The sequence below is a fragment of the Mucilaginibacter sp. P1_D10 genome (genome assembly GCF_056406215.1).
This window is the reverse complement of sequence record NZ_JBFUAP010000015.1, coordinates 104691-121446: the sequence shown is the minus strand read 5'-3', so window position 1 is coordinate 121446 and position 16756 is coordinate 104691. Positions and strand designations below refer to the sequence as shown.

Below are 16756 nucleotides of genomic sequence, written 5' to 3'. Positions count from 1 at the left end.
GTGTTAGGATGTGGACAACGCTCCGCGTTCCCCACATCCTAACACGGCAAACAAACAATAATAGTTTTATCTTTATAAAATACTGTCAACCTTTCTTAGGACAAGACAAACTCGAATTTTAAGGAATTAGGAGAATTTTCAGAATTAAGCCTTGTCAACCATTCTGTATGGTTCAATAAATTCGGTGAATTCGAGTTCAGACAATCTTTCGCGATAGGGATTGGAGCGGATACCGGCCTCGAGCTTAAGGCCTTGTGCGCGTATGAGCGAAAAGCCCGGCCTGCCTGTCGGCAGACAGGGCCGAAGACATCGCCATCATTAGTGAGTTTATTAAAATCAGCCTCTCACTTCGGCACGCAAAGGCGCAAAGTTTTTATAACTCCATTTCAAAAACTCATTAATCTATTTGCAAATCTCTGTGCACCTTTGCGTCTTCTTTGCGCCCTCTGTGGTTAAAAAAATAAATTTATGTTCTGTGAAAATGTATTAAAACAAAATATAATTTGTTATATTGAAACATATCATTACTTTTATACGTTGAATTACACAAAACCAATTGTTTAACCCTAAACGCATAAAGCCATGGCCGAATTAAACACCGCTCCCGAAAAACAAGGCAAAAAGGTACGCAGCAACAAAAAAAACCTGCGTGTAGACCTCACCGCAATGGTAGATCTTGCCTTCCTGCTCATCACGTTTTTTATGCTCACCACTACGTTAAGCAAGCCCCGGGCAATGGATTTGAATATGCCCGTTGGCGACGAGCCTGGGCCGCAGGTGGCCTCGCGTACGCTTACCATCTGCCTGGGCAAAGACAACCAGGCCATGTATTATTTAGGTTTGCCAGATAAGCCGCTATTACCGGCAACCCTTACCGATTACAGCAAAAGCGGCCTTCGGCACGCCATTATGGATGTCCAGAAAAAAGTGCTGGCCGCCACCGGCAAGGGCCTAATGGTGATTATAAAACCGGCCGATACTTCCGTTTACGAAAACCTGGTGAACGCGCTGGACGAAATGACCATTACCGGTGTACCGCAATTCGCTATTGCCGATATCGACGCGAAAGACATCAGCATGCTGAAGGATAAGCAAGCTTACTAATGATAACATAACCTAAACTTCATCAATAAATTAGTGTGTTTTACCCTCTTCCGCTTTGGCGGGGAGGGTTTTTTGTTGGAGTAGGGGGGAACACAACACTTCGCAATAATTTACTTAGGTTTTTAGCATAAAATAATTTTATGTTGATGTAACACAATTAAAGCAAACCCGTCTACAAGCTAACATGAAATACATTTACCTCCTCGCCTTCACTTTTTGCTTCCCTTTACTCATTCAAGCGCAGCAAAAAAAATCTAAAGTAGTGTACACTGATGATATCGACCGGTATTGGCAAGCGTACGATAGCGTTGCAACCACTATTGATACCGCAAAGCAAATTGATTTTATGCAAAGGCTTTACGTGGATAAAGGCACACCCGGACTAAAAGCCTTTATGAAAGCCCGCGACTACGATGCGAAGCTGTGGGTTGCGCTGATTCATAAATATCCGAAATTTTGGAAAAGCATCAGGAGTAATACCCTGACAATCAAAAATCAGGTGCCCGCCATTACCAGGAGCATAAACAACTTTAGGAAACTGTACCCCGAAATGCGCCCGGCCAAGATGTATTTCACGGTTGGCGGCCTGCGCTCGGGCGGGACCACTACAAACGATATGGTGCTTGTGGGCGCAGAAATTGCAACGGCAGACAAAAACTCCGATGCTTCGGAACTGAACGATTGGTTAAAGAACGTATTCAAAAATCAACAGCCTTCAAATCTTGTTGCCCTTAATATTCACGAATATGTGCATACACAGCAAAAAGCCGGTGACGAGCAGTTATTGCTTGGGCAAACAATAACAGAAGGCGCAGCGGACTTTATTGCAGAACTGGTTACGCACCAAAAAAACGATAACGCTTATATGATTTACGGTCGTGCACATGAGCAGGAACTCAAAGAAAAATTTATGGTTGAAATGTTTAGCAAGGCAACGGGTAACTGGTTGTATAATGGCTCCAGGAGCGCACATGCAGATCTGGGCTATTTTATGGGGTATGTTATCTGCGAGGCGTACTACAAGCATCATGCAGATAAGAAAGAAGCGATTAAAAAAATCATCGAATTAGATTATACTAACGAACAGCAGGTAACAGATTTTCTGAGGGAATCCGGATATTATACGGAGCCGATTGACAAGGAGGCGCTGTTAAAGAAGTTTGAAAAACTGCAACCGCAGGTAGTGAGCCTTACTCCCGATCTTAATGGAAAAGAAGACGTTTCTGCTTCCCTGACAGAACTCAGCATCAATTTCTCTGAACCCATGGGCGAAGGGTTTTCTATCAGCTTCGGCGAAGGCGGTAAAGAGCACTTCCCGCTCTCTGGTGTAACAGGTTTTACGGATGACCGCAAATCGTTCAAGCTCAAATTAAGCTTAAAACCCGGGCAAACTTATGATTTTGTAATTACCGACAGATCGTTCCAATCTAAGGCAGGGTATCCGCTGCAACCCTATACGGTGCATTTTAAAGTACAGTAGTTTTTTTACAGTAAACCTTATGATATATAAGCAAACAAACCTTCCTTGCCACGGCAAGGAAGGTTTGTTTGCTTAGGGGGCACCTAAGCTATTTTTTGCGTTCGGCGAAACTACCGTCAATCAATAATTCCGTCCAGTTTAAAATCCATACATACCACCCGAAACGGAAATTTGCTCTCCCGTAATCCAGCCGGCATCGTCGGAAGCAAGGAATACTGCCGCTTTCGCAATATCCGCGGGTTGGCCTCTGCGTCCAAGCGGTGTTTTTTCGACAAACATTTTTTCATACTCACTGCCTGCGGTAACGCCTGCACTGGTTGCTCCTTCTGTTTCTGTAGCGCCAGGCAGGATAGAATTGATACGGACGTTTTTCGCACCCAGTTCTTTCGATAAAGAGATGGTTATGGCGTCTAATGCCGCTTTAGTTGCAGAATATAACGAAACTCCCGCCATAGGCGATTTGCTTGCACCCGAACTTATATTGATGATATTGCCGCCCTTATCGCCAAACAGTTTCAATGCTGCCTGGATGGTAAGTACAGGCCCCAAAACATTCACGTTGAAATGCTGATGAAAAGCTTCTGCCGTTGCCTGTTCGATAGGTAAAAATTGCTGAAACACCGCATTGTTTACCAAAATATCCAGGGCGCCGAAAGCCTTATTGGTTTCTTCGAAAAGCCTGGCCACATCGGCTTCGTTCGATACATCGGCCTGTACCGCAATGGCTATGCCTCCATTGTTGGTTATGTATTTAACCACGCTATCTGCGCCTTCTTTGCTCGAGGCATAATTCACCACTACCTTTGCGCCTTCTGCTGCAAAATGTTTGGCGATAGCTGCGCCTATTCCTTTTGATGCACCGGTAACTACCGCTACTTTGTTTTTTAATTTGCTCATTATTTCTATTATTTAATATTAATCAAACTTCACCAGGTCCTTAAAGATCAGGTGGCCCCAGCTCTTTCCGTGAGCCTGCACCAGCAACCCGCCTTCTGAAAGCTTGCCCAATTGGATGGCTGAAAAACCAAGATCTTGCGCAAGTGCACCTATCTCCGCCGCAGCGCCGTCATCGTCGCTTGCCAGGAACACAACTCTCCTGCCACCATGTACGGCCGGATCTTGTTCAAGAATAGCAGCTCCCAAATGGTTGAAGCCTTTAACCAGTTTTCCATCGGTGAAAGCCTGCGCAACGAATTTGGCAGAAGGCAGTCCGCCCAATTGCTCAGGGGGCACACCGTAAGCATTGGTGACATCGACGATTATTTTTCCCTGCCAGGAGGGGAGGACCTTTGCAACATCCGGGTGCGATTCAAAACGCACTGCTAAAAAGATAACGTCTGCCTTAACAGCTTCCGCAAGTGTTACGGGAATGATCTCTGGTCCGATCGCAGCGGCGTCAGACGCAAAGCTTTCCGGGTCGCGCGTGGTTGCAACGGAAACTTTAATACCGTTGCGGGCAAATGCCCTGGCCAGGGCATTACCAATTTTGCCGAAGCCGACAATTGCGTAGCTTATAGCTTTGTTTTCTGAATTGCTCATTTTGAAGATTTTTTAAATTTATTTAGACAAATAGGTCATGCCACCATCAACAAGGAGTTCGGCGCCAAGCATAAACGAAGAATCATCAGAAGCCAGGAAAACCGCGGTTTTACCAATGTCGGATGGTTGCCCGATCCGGCCTGTAGGCATTACACCTGCATAGTGTGTTTTTACAGCTTCTATTTGTTCTGCGGGCACAAATTTGTCGAATGCCGGCGTATCTGTTGTACCCGGTGTTATTACGTTTACTCTGATTTGTCTATCTAACAGATCGCTTGAAAATGCTTTTGCAAAATAGATCACGGCCGCTTTTGCAGCGCCATACAATGTAAAATTCGCATATGCCCGATGCGCTGCATTCGACCCGATAAGGATAATAGAAGCGCCATCATTCAGATAGGGCAGCGCTTTATTTACAGTGAAGTAAACACTTTTCAGGTTCAGATCCATTGTTTTGTCGTAGTCGGCTTCGCCTATAGTTGCAACAGTTCCTACAGTTCCACCGCCCGCATTGGCAACAAGCACGTCTATTTTACCAAATTTTTCAGCTGTTTCTTTAAACACCCTTTCCAGGTCGGCAAGGTTGGTTACATCGGCATTTATGGCTATAAAATCATCTCCAAGTTGTGCTGCGGAACTATCTAAAGTTTCCTGGTTCCTGCCAACAATAACTCCTTTGGCGCCTTCATTTTTAAATTCGAGGGCAATGCCAAGCCCAATGCCGCTATTACCACCTGTTATTACGGCTACTTTATCTTTTAATCTGCTCATTTTTAATTTATATTTAAATTTGTTTCGCAAAGATACCATCAATAGTTTATATTTGTAACTATTGATGGTTTATTCTGGTTACTGACAGGTAACTGCAAATTTTTAAATATGAAAGACGAAAGATTTTGCAATTCTAATTGCCCCTTTACAAGAGCTATTGGCACTATTGGTAATAAATGGAAGCCGATAATTATCAATGTAATAGCGAACCGTACAATTCGTTTTGGTCAGCTCGATGCCATAATACCCCACATTTCGAGGAAGGTACTCACCGAACAGTTAAAAGAACTGGAAGAGGATGGACTGTTAGAGAGATTGGCCTATAAGGAATTACCCCCAAGAGTAGAATATAAGTTGTCTGAAAAAGGCCTGGCATTTTTGCCGATTTTAGAACATATTAAAGAATGGAATTTAAAATATGAAGTAGCTCCAATACTCACAGATACTGATAAAAAAAGCCGGGTAAATTATCCCGTGTAAAATCGAAACTCAACAATGGACGGTAAATAGAAAATATCAATCGGATCTTCTATATCAACTTACCGAATATGGCATACGCTGCAAACCATGAAGGTAATATTACGCTCGAAACACAACGGGGGTAAATTATTGAATTTTTTACCTTCGAATATGAAAACGAAGGTAACGCTTACCTTCGAAGGTAAAAACGAGGGTAACGTTTACCTTCGAAAACTATAATGAAGGTAAAATTTTTGGTTTTTTACCCTTGATTTTTGTAAAAAGGTAAATTTTTCATATTTTTACTTTCGAAAATAAAAAGGGGTGAATATTACCTTCAAAGTTGGTGATGGGATACAATTCAAAAAAGCCGTATAACGAACTTCCGCCATTGCCCCCGGCGGCAAGTGTTGATACGGTGGCTATCTTAAAAAAAACAATTACAGCAAGCCGGGCATTGGCCGAACTGAAAGGTGCCATTACTAATTTGCCAAACCCAACACTATTTATTGATGCCATCAACTTGCAGGAAGCGCAGGCAAGCTCGGCCATCGAAAACATAATTACCACTCAGGACGAGTTATTCAAAGCAACTATTGCTGATAAAGTGGCCGAAAATGCTGCTACGAAGGAAGTAATCCATTATAAGGATGCTTTGTGGTATGGCTTTGGCCAGTTAGAGCAGCGGCCGTTTATGAACACCAATTTATTTATCAGGATAATGCAGATTATCAAGGAAAATACCTCCGGCATCAGGAATACGCCCGGCACCACGCTTACCAACCCGGCAACCGGCGAGGTGGTTTACACTCCGCCGCAAGGCGAACAGGTAATACGCGATATGCTTAAAGAGTTGGAAGATTTCATAAATATCGACAACGAAATAGACCCGCTGATAAAGCTGGCGCTTATTCATTACCAGTTTGAAGCTATACACCCGTTTATGGATGGTAATGGCAGGGCGGGGCGCATCATCATGCTGCTTTATTTAAAGCTTACCGGGCTAATGCAAATGCCGGCCTTGTATATAAGCGACTATATTATCCATAACAAACGCGATTACTATACCAAACTACGCCGGGTAACCGAACATGGAGACTGGGAGGGCTGGATAATATATATATTGAGCATGGTAGAAAGCACGGCCATAAAAGGGCGGCAGCGGATAGCAGCAATAGAAGCTTTGATGAAAAATATGGGAGAGTCTATCCAAAAAACACTGCCAAAAATTTATTCGAGGGATTTATTAGATGTGCTGTTCAGATTGCCATACACCAAAAGGTCATCTTTAATAACAGCAGGCATCGGCAACCTTAAAACCACGGGGAAGTATTTAAATGACCTGGAAGCGGCGGGTTTCCTCAAAAGTGAATATGTGGGCAAAGAGAAACTGTATTTGAATATGCAATTGATGAACGTTTTAACCTTTAGGGATAGTAGCTAAATTCTGATTTTGCCGAGTTTGTGTCAAAGGTAAAATTTAATATTTTTTACCTTCGAATAAATAACCTTACCCTCGAAAATGGGGGAGGGCCTTCCCCGGCTTCTCAAAAAATCAAACCCCCTCATCTCCAACATCTCCCCAACATTAGCTGCATATTTCTTTTTCATACCATACTAAAATAATACAAAGTAAGTTTTACCTTTGTCACCTTAAAAAAGAAGCGTATTTATAGTTGGCTTTGCTTAAAACAGGTTGTTTTTGAGTATAGCCATGAATTTAACGGCCTTAATTTGGCTGTTAAAACCTCCCGAAAAATGAGTTATAAGGATCAGATAGATTTGCAGAGATTGCCCCGCCACGTAGCAGTTATTATGGATGGTAACGGCCGGTGGGCCAAAGGCAAAGGCAAGTTGCGGGTGTTTGGCCACCATAATGGTGTACTATCGGTACGCGATGTGGTAGAAGGCGCAGGCATTATCGGTATAGAATACCTCACCCTTTATACCTTCAGTGCCGAAAACTGGAGCCGCCCCACCTTCGAGGTAAATGCTATCATGGAATTGCTCATCAGCACCATCAACAAAGAGATAAACAAGCTGATGGAAAACAACGTTAGGCTTAACGCCATAGGCGACCTTGACCAGCTGCCCGCGAAATGCAACCGCGAACTTAAGAATGCAATAGAAAAAACATCGGCAAATACCGGCCTGGTGCTTACGCTTGCATTGAGCTATAGCAGCCGCCGCGAGATTGTACACGCGGCCAAAGCCCTTGCTTTAAAGGTGCAAAGCGGCGAGTTGAAACCCGAGGATATTACTGAGAACACGTTTGAGGATAATTTATATACAGGCGGTATGCCAAACCCCGAGCTATTGATACGCACGAGCGGCGAGTACCGTATTAGCAACTACCTGCTGTGGCAAATTGCCTACGCAGAACTATACTTCACCACAAAATTATGGCCCGATTTCAGGCGCGAAGACTTGTATGAAGCTATACTTGATTACCAGAAACGCGAGCGCCGTTTTGGTATGACAAGCGAGCAGGTAAACTAAATTTTTCCTTTTAACACTTTTTAACAACTGTATAAATTATTTTTAGCCCACTAAAATATTCGGATGAATAAAGTCTTTTTCGCTATACTTTTCTCTTTGCTAAGCACTGCCGTTATAGCCCAGATACCTGGCCAAAGGCGGTCAACGCTTACCAAAACTATCCCTGCCGACAGCTTGAGCTACCTTAATCCAAAAGATTATATCATTGGCGGCATCACCATTAGTGGCGCTAAATACCTTGATAAGGATGTATTGCTGCAGATATCCAAGCTCAACAAGGGCGATAAGATAAACCTGCCCGGCGAAGCCAATGCCAACGTGATCAAAGATCTTTACAAGCAAGGGCTGTTCGATGATATCCACCTGAATGTTACCGGCATCAACATGGATACCATTTACCTGGAAATTGCCGTGGTAGAGCGTCCGCGTTTATCAAGGCTGCACATCACTGGCATTCGCAAAGGCGAAATTGAAGACGTTACCAAAAAGCTGAGCGACAAAACAGGCAAGATCGTAAACGAGAACCTGCTGAGCACTACTACGGCTATCATCAAAAGGCACTTCCAGGAAAAAGGCTACTTAAATGTAACCGTTGTTATCACCCAAACAAAAGACCCCGGCGACCCCAACAGCGTAATACTGAACGTTGCAGTGGATAAAAAGACCAAGGTGATGATCAATGACGTAGTCTTTGAGGGGAATAAGGATTTCTCGCAGAAAAAGTTGCGTGGATACCTTAGCAAAACCCGCAAACGCCGCTGGTACAACCTGTTCGGTTCTAAAAAATTCAAGCAGGACAAATACGAAGAAGACAAGCAGAACCTGATAGATAAAATGCAGGGTGCCGGCTACCGCGATGCCGAGATACTGACCGATAGCGTTTTACACCACGACGATAAAACCGTCGACGTAAAAATAAAGGTGTATGAAGGCCATAAGTATTACTTTGGCGATATTAAATTCAGCGGCAACGCGCGTTACCCTGCCGAGATATTAACCCGCGTAATGTCGATAGAAAAGGGCGCGGTTTTCAGCGAAGAAGAGCTGAACAAGCGCCTGAGCGGCCCAACGCCTAACAACGACGACGTATCTTCGTTATACCTTAACGATGGTTACCTTACTTTCAATGCCGATCCGGTTCAAACCCGTATCCATAACGATACCGTAGATCTGGACATCCGTATTTACGAGGGCCCGCMGTACACCATCAACCGTGTGATACTAAAAGGCAACGATGTTACCAACGATAAGGTGGTAATGCGCGAGATACGTACCAAACCGGGACAGAAATTCAACAAAGAACTCTTGATACGCAGCGCGCGCGAAATTGGCCAGCTGGGCAACTTCGACGAGCAAAAGACCGAACCAAGGCCAACTAACATCAACCCTGCAGAGGGTACTGTAGATTTGGTTTACAATGTGGTAGAGAAACCATCGGATCAAATCGAGCTTTCGGGCGGTTTCGGTGGTGGCCAGTTGGTGGGTACATTGGGCTTAACGTTCAACAACTTCTCGCTGCGCAACTTATTCAATGGCAAAGCATACCGCCCATTGCCAAAAGGCGACGGGCAGAAACTGAGCCTAAGGGGCCAAAGCAGCGGCCGTACTTACCAGAACTTCTCCTTTACCTTTAGCGAGCCGTGGTTGGGTGGTAAAAAGCCAATCTACTTTGCTGTATCGGCTTATACACAGGGAAGCTCTACAGGGCAGTACTACCCAAAAACAAGCCCTAATTACAACAACCTGCGTATAAATGGTGTGGGTATTACCCTGGGTAAACGTTTAAACTGGCCGGATAACTACTTCCAGCTGAACTACTCGTTAAACTTCGACCACTATAACCTGGATAATTACCCGGGCTACCTGTTCAACAATGGTACTTCGTACAACATCAAGTTAACGCAGGAGCTTAGCCGTAACTCGGTAGACGTGCCGCTTTACCCAACCAGCGGGTCAAACATTAAGTTGACCCTGCAGGGCACGCCGCCATACTCGTTATTCAACCATACTAATTACAACGTTGCTACGCCCGAAGAGCGTTACCACTTTGTGGAGTACTTTAAAATAAAATTCGATGCGCAGTGGTTCACTAAAATAACCGGCAAGCTGGTATTGATGAGTCAGGTAAGGTTTGGTTACCTGGGCCAGTATAACAGCAAAGTAGGCCCATCGCCGTTCGAACGCTTTAAATTAGGCGGCGACGGTATGCAAACCTACCAGTTTTTACAGGGTACGGATATCATAGGGATGCGTGGTTACGAAAACTTCTCGGTAGTGCCTGTTGGTTCCAGCTTTGATGCCAACAGCAACCAGGGTAACGCTATCTACAACAAGTACACGTTTGAGTTAAGGCACCCGGTAATTGCCAGCCAGTCGGCAACCATATATATGCTTGCCTTTGCAGAGGGCGGTAACGTGTGGGATAATATAAACCAGGTAAATCCGTTTAACGTTCGTAGGTCGGTAGGCGTGGGCGCAAGGATATTTTTACCTATATTTGGCTTGCTTGGGCTTGATTATGGTTACGGTTTCGATGCGTTGCCCGGCCAGCCTACTGCAAACAAAGGGCATATACACTTTACAATATCACAAAGCTTAAGCGGCGGATTTAACTAAACTTGTAGCATAGTTTATGAAGAAGATAATTTTAGTACTCTTTTTTACGGTAACGGCCTGCACGGCAGCAATGGCGCAGCGGTTCGCGTATGTAGATTCGGATTACATCCTGAAACACATACCCGAGTATGCATCTGCCCAAAAGCAACTCGCAGCTTTATCAGACCAATGGCAGCGCGAGGTGGATGGCCGTTTCCAGGAGATAGACCGCCTGTACAAAGCCTACCAGGCCGATCAGGTGCTAATGACCCCGGATATGCGCAAACGCCGCGAAGCGGAAATTGTAGACAAAGAAAAATTGGCTAAAGATTTTCAACGTCAGAAATTTGGCCCCGATGGCGACCTTGCTCAAAAAAGCACGGCACTGATTAAACCTATACAGGATAAAGTGTCAAAAGCAGTGCAAGCAGTTGCCGAGGCAGATAACCTGGATATGATATTCGATAAAAACAGCGAGGTGATTATGCTGTATGCCAGCCCGCGCTACGATAAAAGTAACGATGTGATTACCAAGCTTGGGCTTAAACCCGGAGTGCTTGCGAAATAAAAATTTTATATAAATTCGCGAACTATTTATTAAACACCAGAACAGAACAAAAAAACAATGAAAAAATTATTTAAAGTTGCTTTAGTTGCAGCAGGAATGTTATTTGCAGGCAACTTTGCCCAGGCCCAAACCAAGATAGCCCACATTAATTTTGAGCAATTGGTAGGTTTAATGCCAGAAACTAAGACGCTTTCTACCCAAATCGATCTATACAAAAAAACATTTGTTGATCAGCTTACTGCCATGAACACCGAGTTGCAAACAAAGCTTAAAGATTATCAGGATAAAAAAGCAACTATGTCTGATGCTGTGCGCGTGCAAAAAGAAGGCGAATTGCAGGATCTGCAGAAACGTTTCCAGGACTACCAAAACACTGCACAGCAGCAAGTAGAAGCAAAAGGTAACGAGCTAACCAAACCACTGGTTGATAAGGCACGTGCCGCAATTGCAGCAGTAGCAAAAGAAAAAGGTTACACTTATGTGCTTAACTCATCGCAAACCGACCTGATCGTAGCGCCGGATGGTGATGATTTGATGGCTGCTGTGAAATTGAAATTGGGCTTGAAATAAGCGTAAACAAGATTATTAATCATAAAAAGCGCCCCAACTATGGGGCGCTTTTTTTAGTTTTGACGATGTATGGCAACCGGCACACCAATAGGCGTATTTGATTCTGGCATAGGCGGCTTAACCGTTTTTCGCTCCATAGTAGCGCAATTGCCCGGCTACGATTATATTTACCTGGGCGATAACGGCCGGGCACCCTACGGCAATAGGTCGTTCAAAACCATACACCAATATACCTGGGAATGCGTACAATGGATGTTTAAGCAAGGCTGCCCGCTGGTGATTTTGGCCTGCAACACCGCATCGGCCAAGGCCTTGCGCACCATACAGCAGCAGGATTTGCCAAAGGCCAATGCCGATAAGCGCGTACTGGGCGTTATACGCCCCACGGCAGAAGTTATTGGCAATTACACCAACACCAATGAGATTGGGGTGCTGGGGACCAAGGGCACGGTGCAAAGCGGATCGTACCTGTTAGAGATTGAGCACTTTGCCCCGCAACTGAAGGTCCACCAGCAGGCTGCCCCGCTTTGGGTTCCGCTGATAGAAAACGGCGAATACGATAAGCCGGGTGCCGATTACTACGTACAGCTTTACCTCGACCAATTAATGGCCCAATCGCCAAATATCGATACCATATTGCTGGCCTGCACACATTATCCGTTATTGGCCGATAAGATCAACGCCCATTTGCCGGCAGGCGTAAACGTTGTGGCCCAGGGCGATATTGTTGCCGCCAGCCTGGTAGACTACTTGCAGCGCCATCCCGAAATTGAACAACGCATCACCAAAACCGGCAGCCGTAAATTTTATACCACCATTGATGATACCGCCGACTTCGACCACCACGCCTCCCAATTCTTCAACGACGACGTAAAAAGCGAGTTTGTGGATGTACGGGAGGGGTGCGAATAGGGATGTGCAGATTGTCTGAACCCCCGCGTCATTGCGAGGAACGAAGCAATCTCCCGATTAGCAGGGCGACCTGCAAAGTAGCCTATCCTACGTAGAGATTATTGATGTTTTAATTTTCTTAAGGAATCAATGTGCTCCCTACGGTCGGTTGTCTTCGTGCCTTATAATGACGGTGGGGGGACCAATCGGTGTAATCACAAAAATCCGTGAAATCGGTGTAATACTAATATACTATCCCCCGCATTTATTAAGTTTGCAACTTATAGCACGCTGTTGAATTTTTACCTTACATATTTCATCGTCGCCTTTGGCCTGTTTGCTTTTGTGGGCCTTTTTACCATGTTGGGCGTATATGCCGAGCGTAAGGTAAGCGCCTTTATACAAAACCGCCTGGGCCCAACAGAAACCGGAAAATTCGGCTGGCTGCAGGTACCGGCAGATATGCTGAAGATGGTGCAGAAGGAGTTCATCATCCCCGCGGCGGCCGATAAGGTGCTGTTTGTGATGGCGCCGGTGATTATCTTCATAGGCGTTTACCTTGGCTTCGCTGCCCTGCCCTGGAGCGCGGGCCTTATTCCCGCAGATATCAACATCGGGCTGTACTACGTGTTCGCCATTATTTCTATCGAAACCCTAGGCATACTGATGGCCGGCTGGGGATCCAACAACAAATATTCTATACTGGGTGCCATGCGTTCGGCTGCTCAGATCATCTCTTACGAGATTCCTGCCGGCTTTGCACTGATAGCGGTAGTGATGATAGCCCAAACCCTAAGCCTGCAGGAAATTGCCATGCAGCAGGGCGTATTGGCAGCAGAGAAAATAAAATTCCTGGGCATTTGGGATGTGAGCCATATAGGCGGCCTATTATCGTGGAACGTGTTCCGTGCGCCGCATTTGCTGGTAGCATTCGTAATATATTTCATTGCCTCACTGGCGGAGAGCAACCGCGCGCCCTTCGATATCCCCGAGGCAGATTCGGAATTGGTATCGGGTTTCCATACCGAGTTCACAGGCTTGCAATTTGCGCTTGTGTTTTTAGCCGAGTACAGTATGATGTACCTGGTATCGATGGTAGGGGTAATCCTGTTCCTGGGTGCCTGGAACACGCCGTTGCCCAATATGGGCTGGCTAAGGCTGGCCGACTGGACGACCAGCACCGGATGGGGCATCATCTGGATATTATTAAAAACAATCGGCCTGGTAGGCGTACAGATGTGGATACGCTGGACGCTGCCCCGCCTGCGCGTAGACCAACTGATGAACCTCTGCTGGAAGATACTGACCCCGCTGGCCTTTGCCTGCATGCTGATATCGGGCGTGTGGCGGCTTTGGGTAATGTAGGGGACGGGTGAATTATTGAATGAGTGATTTGGATTCCGATATAATGATGTCCTTTTGTACTTTCAGCTTTTTAAAATATCTTTAACGCAACCAACTAAGCCATTTAATGTCCTATAAAAACCGGAAGCCTGGGTACTCCAAGTTTATATTGATATTTGTTGCCCTTAAAGTAGTGCTCAATGCGGTAGCTATCAGCCGGTTTGGTTTCCACCGTGATGAATTTTTGCACCTGGTACTGGCCGACCACCTGGATTGGGGCTATAAAGAAGTCCCCCCGTTTATTGCGGTGCTGGCCAGGATCAGCCTGTCTGTATTTGGCGATTCGGTGTTTGCGGCCCGGGTATTCCCAACAATTGCCGGGGCATTGATTGTATGGCTTACGGGGCGTATAGTGGTTGAGCTTGGCGGCAAGCGGTTTGCTATCACTACGGCCTGCCTGGCACTCATATTTGCACCTGCATTTGTAGCCAGCAATTACCTCTTTCAGCCTGTGGTGTTCGATCAGCTTTGGTGGGTGCTTACGGTTTGGCTGTTCTGCAAGTATTTGAACACTGCCGATGTACGCTACCTGTACTGGCTTGGCGCAGCGGTTGGCCTGGGGATGCTTACCAAGTACACCATGGCGTTCTTTACCGGTTCGCTCATCATTGGAATACTCATCAGTAACGAGCGCAAGCTGCTTTTCAACCGCCATGTCATCATCTCGGCGCTTATAGCGGTGCTCATATTCCTGCCCAATGTTATCTGGCAATTCGCGCATCATCTACCGGTAATAACACACATGAAAGAGCTGCGTGCCACGCAGCTCGATTACGTAAAACCTTCTGATTTCATCATCCAACAATTGCTGGTAAATGGCCCATCGCTGTTTATCTGGCTTACCGGGTTTTTCTTTTTGCTGTTTGCATTCAAGCTCAGGCGTTTCAGGTACCTGGCCATTGCTTACGTACTTATCTTCCTGTTCTTGCTTTATATGGATGGCAAAAGCTATTACATTTTCGGGGCGTACCCCATGTTGTTTGCAGCAGGTGGTTTTGCTTTAGAGAAGATGATCCAGCGGTCGTGGGTAGTTTTACGCATTGCGGCCATACTGCTGTTTATTTTGCCCAACCTGCTGTTGCTGCCCTTGTTTTTGCCTGTATTATCTTTAGATAATACCGTAAGTGCATTTCAATATGCCACAAAGCATATGCCTTTCTTAAATTTTGCCGTTACCTGGGAAGATCAAAAGCAGCACCCACTTACGCAGGACTATGCCGATATGTTGGGCTGGGACGAAATGGCCAAAAAAGCCGCAGACGCTTACCATAGCCTTACGCCCGAGCAGCAAAAGCACGCCCAGATATTTGCCGATAACTACGGCGAAGCCGGCGCACTACACTATTTCCACAAAAAATATAACATGCCCGATGTGGTGAGCCTCAACAGCAGTTTTGCCCTGTGGGCGCCCGACAGCCTGAACGGCAAATACATCATTTATGTAGATGATGACGATAACGTAACCGCCCGCCTGGCCCCGCTTTTAGAAAGCTACAAGCAAATGGGCGAAGTTACCACACCCCTGGCCCGTGAAAAAGGCACCCGGATATACCTGCTGGTAAACCCATCGCCAAAGCTGAACGAAGTGTACAGCGCCGAGCTGGCGAAGAAAAGGCTACAGTAATGTGCAGATATGCAGATTACAGATGTGCAGATGGAAATATTCCCCAACGTCATTGCGAGCGATAGCGCGGCAACCATCGGCAAGCAGAGTCGCTTGCATAGCGGATGGACAAGTGGGGGTACTGAAAACAAGTTTAGCATTATCGGGTTACAATAATCCTGTTTTAATCCATAAATCCCTTAATCCTGTTAAAAAACGACTAAAAATCCTGTTAAATCGTGTATTATGCGCGGACTAAAAACCATCCTTCTCCTTACCGTATCCAATATGTTCATGACATTTGCCTGGTACGGGCACCTCAAATTCAAAGAGTACGAATGGGGTAAAAACCTGGGGCTTATTTCGATCATCTTCATCAGCTGGGGACTGGCCTTTTTCGAGTATATGTTCCAGGTGCCGGCAAACCGGTTGGGCTTTAAGGAAGATGGCGGGCCATTTACCCTTGTACAACTCAAAACCATACAGGAAGCCATTACGCTTACCATGTTTATGGTATTCACCATCGTCTTCTTCAAAACCGAAAAACTCGGCTGGAACCATCTCGTGGGTTTCGCGCTGATTGTGCTGGCAGTGTTCGTGATATTTAAGAAATGGTAAGGGTGTTCACGGTGCGCCGCGTGAACACCGTGAACATTTTCAAATACCTAACAATCAACATGTTGAAAATATTGAGGTGCTGACAAAATCGTGTCACCACTACTCTTATTGACATTTGTTATATTTCGTAAAAAAAAGTCGGCTTTTTAACGCCGCCACATAAAGGTGGTATTTGCCCGGCATGGGTTCTTTATTGTTGGTGAATTGGATTTTGATACAGCCTCCTTTAAGTAAACGACATTGATCTGCAGACGATTTACCTGGTGCTATTTTCCTCCTTGGGACATATGGATTACCTGTCCGGTTTTGGCGTATATGATTATCTCAAATTCGCCGCCATGATCTGCCCATAAATGTCCTTGCATCATCCAATAACCATCAGCATAACCCACAGCATATGGCCTTTGCCCCTTTACCCATTCTTCTCCATATTCCGCAAAAAGGATAGGTTCAGCTGCTTTCACAAAGCTCCTTTCATCTGTTATTTTTAATTGCGACACAGGGTATCGCAGGTGATGAAGTTTTAACGCTTCCAGACAATTATGAGCATAAAGTCTAACCATGCTAACAGGCAATGTCCTGTTCTGCCAGGTATTATCGCACCCGGCCAATAAAAACGCGCAAATGATAAGGAGTTTTTTCACAATTAAATATA

General features: G+C 45.5%; 17 protein-coding genes. 13 read left to right on the top strand and 4 right to left on the bottom strand.

Annotated elements, in window-relative coordinates:
- Nucleotides 1-582: 582 nt before the first annotated feature.
- Nucleotides 583-1104: an ExbD/TolR family protein gene (locus tag AC1DYT_RS21450; protein ID WP_477471562.1), complete on the top strand. Its 522-nt coding sequence runs from the start codon at nt 583-585 to the stop codon at nt 1102-1104.
- 184 nt (nt 1105-1288) lie between these two features.
- Nucleotides 1289-2584, top strand: a complete 1296-nt coding sequence (locus AC1DYT_RS21445; RefSeq protein WP_477471561.1) for an Ig-like domain-containing domain — start codon at nt 1289-1291, stop codon at nt 2582-2584.
- Between the two features lie 138 nt (nt 2585-2722).
- Here the strand turns inward: AC1DYT_RS21445 and AC1DYT_RS21440 are convergent, their stop codons facing one another.
- From AC1DYT_RS21440 to AC1DYT_RS21430, 3 genes are read right to left on the bottom strand one after another with little or no spacing between them, the layout of a single operon-like run.
- Nucleotides 2723-3481 (bottom strand): SDR family NAD(P)-dependent oxidoreductase, encoded by a 759-nt coding sequence (locus AC1DYT_RS21440; protein ID WP_477471560.1) that lies wholly within the window; start codon nt 3479-3481, stop codon nt 2723-2725.
- An 18-nt stretch (nt 3482-3499) separates the two neighbouring features.
- A complete protein-coding gene (locus tag AC1DYT_RS21435) occupies nt 3500-4123 on the bottom strand; it encodes an NADPH-dependent F420 reductase (RefSeq protein ID WP_477471559.1) in 624 nt (207 codons plus the stop codon).
- 18 nt (nt 4124-4141) lie between these two features.
- Entirely contained in the window at nt 4142-4894 is a 753-nt protein-coding gene (locus AC1DYT_RS21430; RefSeq protein ID WP_477471558.1) for a glucose 1-dehydrogenase, read from the bottom strand.
- Between the two features lie 108 nt (nt 4895-5002).
- On the opposite strand from AC1DYT_RS21430, the gene AC1DYT_RS21425 reads away from it, so the two are divergent.
- The 11 genes from AC1DYT_RS21425 (at nt 5003) to AC1DYT_RS21375 (ending at nt 16101) form a co-directional block, all read left to right on the top strand.
- Nucleotides 5003-5374 carry a winged helix-turn-helix transcriptional regulator gene (locus AC1DYT_RS21425; RefSeq protein ID WP_477471557.1) on the top strand — a complete coding sequence of 124 codons (372 nt, stop codon included), beginning with the start codon at nt 5003-5005 and terminating at the stop codon, nt 5372-5374.
- A 328-nt stretch (nt 5375-5702) separates the two neighbouring features.
- Complete coding sequence (locus AC1DYT_RS21420; protein ID WP_477471556.1) at nt 5703-6797, top strand: Fic family protein; 1095 nt, start codon at nt 5703-5705, stop codon at nt 6795-6797.
- A 314-nt stretch (nt 6798-7111) separates the two neighbouring features.
- Nucleotides 7112-7852, top strand: coding sequence for an isoprenyl transferase (locus tag AC1DYT_RS21415; RefSeq protein ID WP_477471555.1), 741 nt, complete (start codon nt 7112-7114; stop codon nt 7850-7852).
- 63 nt (nt 7853-7915) lie between these two features.
- Nucleotides 7916-10468, top strand: a complete 2553-nt coding sequence (gene bamA / locus AC1DYT_RS21410) for an outer membrane protein assembly factor BamA (RefSeq protein ID WP_477471554.1) — start codon at nt 7916-7918, stop codon at nt 10466-10468.
- A gap of 16 nt (nt 10469-10484) precedes the next feature.
- Nucleotides 10485-11015, top strand: a complete 531-nt coding sequence (locus tag AC1DYT_RS21405) for an OmpH/Skp family outer membrane protein (RefSeq protein WP_477459844.1) — start codon at nt 10485-10487, stop codon at nt 11013-11015.
- A gap of 57 nt (nt 11016-11072) precedes the next feature.
- The gene (locus AC1DYT_RS21400) at nt 11073-11585 is read left to right on the top strand and encodes an OmpH/Skp family outer membrane protein (RefSeq protein ID WP_477471553.1); all 513 of its coding nucleotides are present in this window, start codon (nt 11073-11075) and stop codon (nt 11583-11585) included.
- Nucleotides 11586-11654: 69 nt separating this feature from the next.
- Nucleotides 11655-12497, top strand: a complete 843-nt coding sequence (gene murI, locus AC1DYT_RS21395) for a glutamate racemase (protein ID WP_477471552.1) — start codon at nt 11655-11657, stop codon at nt 12495-12497.
- 273 nt (nt 12498-12770) lie between these two features.
- Nucleotides 12771-13841 (top strand): complex I subunit 1/NuoH family protein, encoded by a 1071-nt coding sequence (locus AC1DYT_RS21390; RefSeq protein WP_477471551.1) that lies wholly within the window; start codon nt 12771-12773, stop codon nt 13839-13841.
- Nucleotides 13842-13947: 106 nt separating this feature from the next.
- The gene (locus tag AC1DYT_RS21385) at nt 13948-15504 is read left to right on the top strand and encodes a glycosyltransferase family 39 protein (protein WP_477471550.1); all 1557 of its coding nucleotides are present in this window, start codon (nt 13948-13950) and stop codon (nt 15502-15504) included.
- 9 nt (nt 15505-15513) lie between these two features.
- Nucleotides 15514-15660 (top strand): hypothetical protein, encoded by a 147-nt coding sequence (locus tag AC1DYT_RS21380; protein WP_477471549.1) that lies wholly within the window; start codon nt 15514-15516, stop codon nt 15658-15660.
- 69 nt (nt 15661-15729) lie between these two features.
- A complete protein-coding gene (locus AC1DYT_RS21375; protein WP_477459849.1) occupies nt 15730-16101 on the top strand; it encodes a DMT family protein in 372 nt (123 codons plus the stop codon).
- Nucleotides 16102-16367: 266 nt separating this feature from the next.
- Here the strand turns inward: AC1DYT_RS21375 and AC1DYT_RS21370 are convergent, their stop codons facing one another.
- Nucleotides 16368-16745: an NTF2 fold immunity protein gene (locus AC1DYT_RS21370; RefSeq protein ID WP_477471548.1), complete on the bottom strand. Its 378-nt coding sequence runs from the start codon at nt 16743-16745 to the stop codon at nt 16368-16370.
- Nucleotides 16746-16756: the final 11 nt, after the last annotated feature.

What these genes read in the sequence shown, in the direction of transcription:
- AC1DYT_RS21435 (WP_477471559.1), bottom strand. Translation starts at nt 4,123, where the DNA reads ATGAGCAATTCAGAAAACAAAGCTATAAGCTACGCAATTGTCGGCTTC.
- AC1DYT_RS21445 (WP_477471561.1), top strand. Translation starts at nt 1,289, where the DNA reads ATGAAATACATTTACCTCCTCGCCTTCACTTTTTGCTTCCCTTTACTC.
- AC1DYT_RS21380 (WP_477471549.1), top strand. Translation starts at nt 15,514, where the DNA reads ATGCAGATTACAGATGTGCAGATGGAAATATTCCCCAACGTCATTGCG.
- AC1DYT_RS21450 (WP_477471562.1), top strand. Translation starts at nt 583, where the DNA reads ATGGCCGAATTAAACACCGCTCCCGAAAAACAAGGCAAAAAGGTACGC.
- murI (WP_477471552.1), top strand. Translation starts at nt 11,655, where the DNA reads ATGGCAACCGGCACACCAATAGGCGTATTTGATTCTGGCATAGGCGGC.
- AC1DYT_RS21440 (WP_477471560.1), bottom strand. Translation starts at nt 3,481, where the DNA reads ATGAGCAAATTAAAAAACAAAGTAGCGGTAGTTACCGGTGCATCAAAA.
- AC1DYT_RS21375 (WP_477459849.1), top strand. Translation starts at nt 15,730, where the DNA reads ATGCGCGGACTAAAAACCATCCTTCTCCTTACCGTATCCAATATGTTC.
- AC1DYT_RS21405 (WP_477459844.1), top strand. Translation starts at nt 10,485, where the DNA reads ATGAAGAAGATAATTTTAGTACTCTTTTTTACGGTAACGGCCTGCACG.
- AC1DYT_RS21430 (WP_477471558.1), bottom strand. Translation starts at nt 4,894, where the DNA reads ATGAGCAGATTAAAAGATAAAGTAGCCGTAATAACAGGTGGTAATAGC.
- AC1DYT_RS21385 (WP_477471550.1), top strand. Translation starts at nt 13,948, where the DNA reads ATGTCCTATAAAAACCGGAAGCCTGGGTACTCCAAGTTTATATTGATA.
- AC1DYT_RS21400 (WP_477471553.1), top strand. Translation starts at nt 11,073, where the DNA reads ATGAAAAAATTATTTAAAGTTGCTTTAGTTGCAGCAGGAATGTTATTT.
- AC1DYT_RS21425 (WP_477471557.1), top strand. Translation starts at nt 5,003, where the DNA reads ATGAAAGACGAAAGATTTTGCAATTCTAATTGCCCCTTTACAAGAGCT.
- AC1DYT_RS21420 (WP_477471556.1), top strand. Translation starts at nt 5,703, where the DNA reads ATGGGATACAATTCAAAAAAGCCGTATAACGAACTTCCGCCATTGCCC.
- AC1DYT_RS21415 (WP_477471555.1), top strand. Translation starts at nt 7,112, where the DNA reads ATGAGTTATAAGGATCAGATAGATTTGCAGAGATTGCCCCGCCACGTA.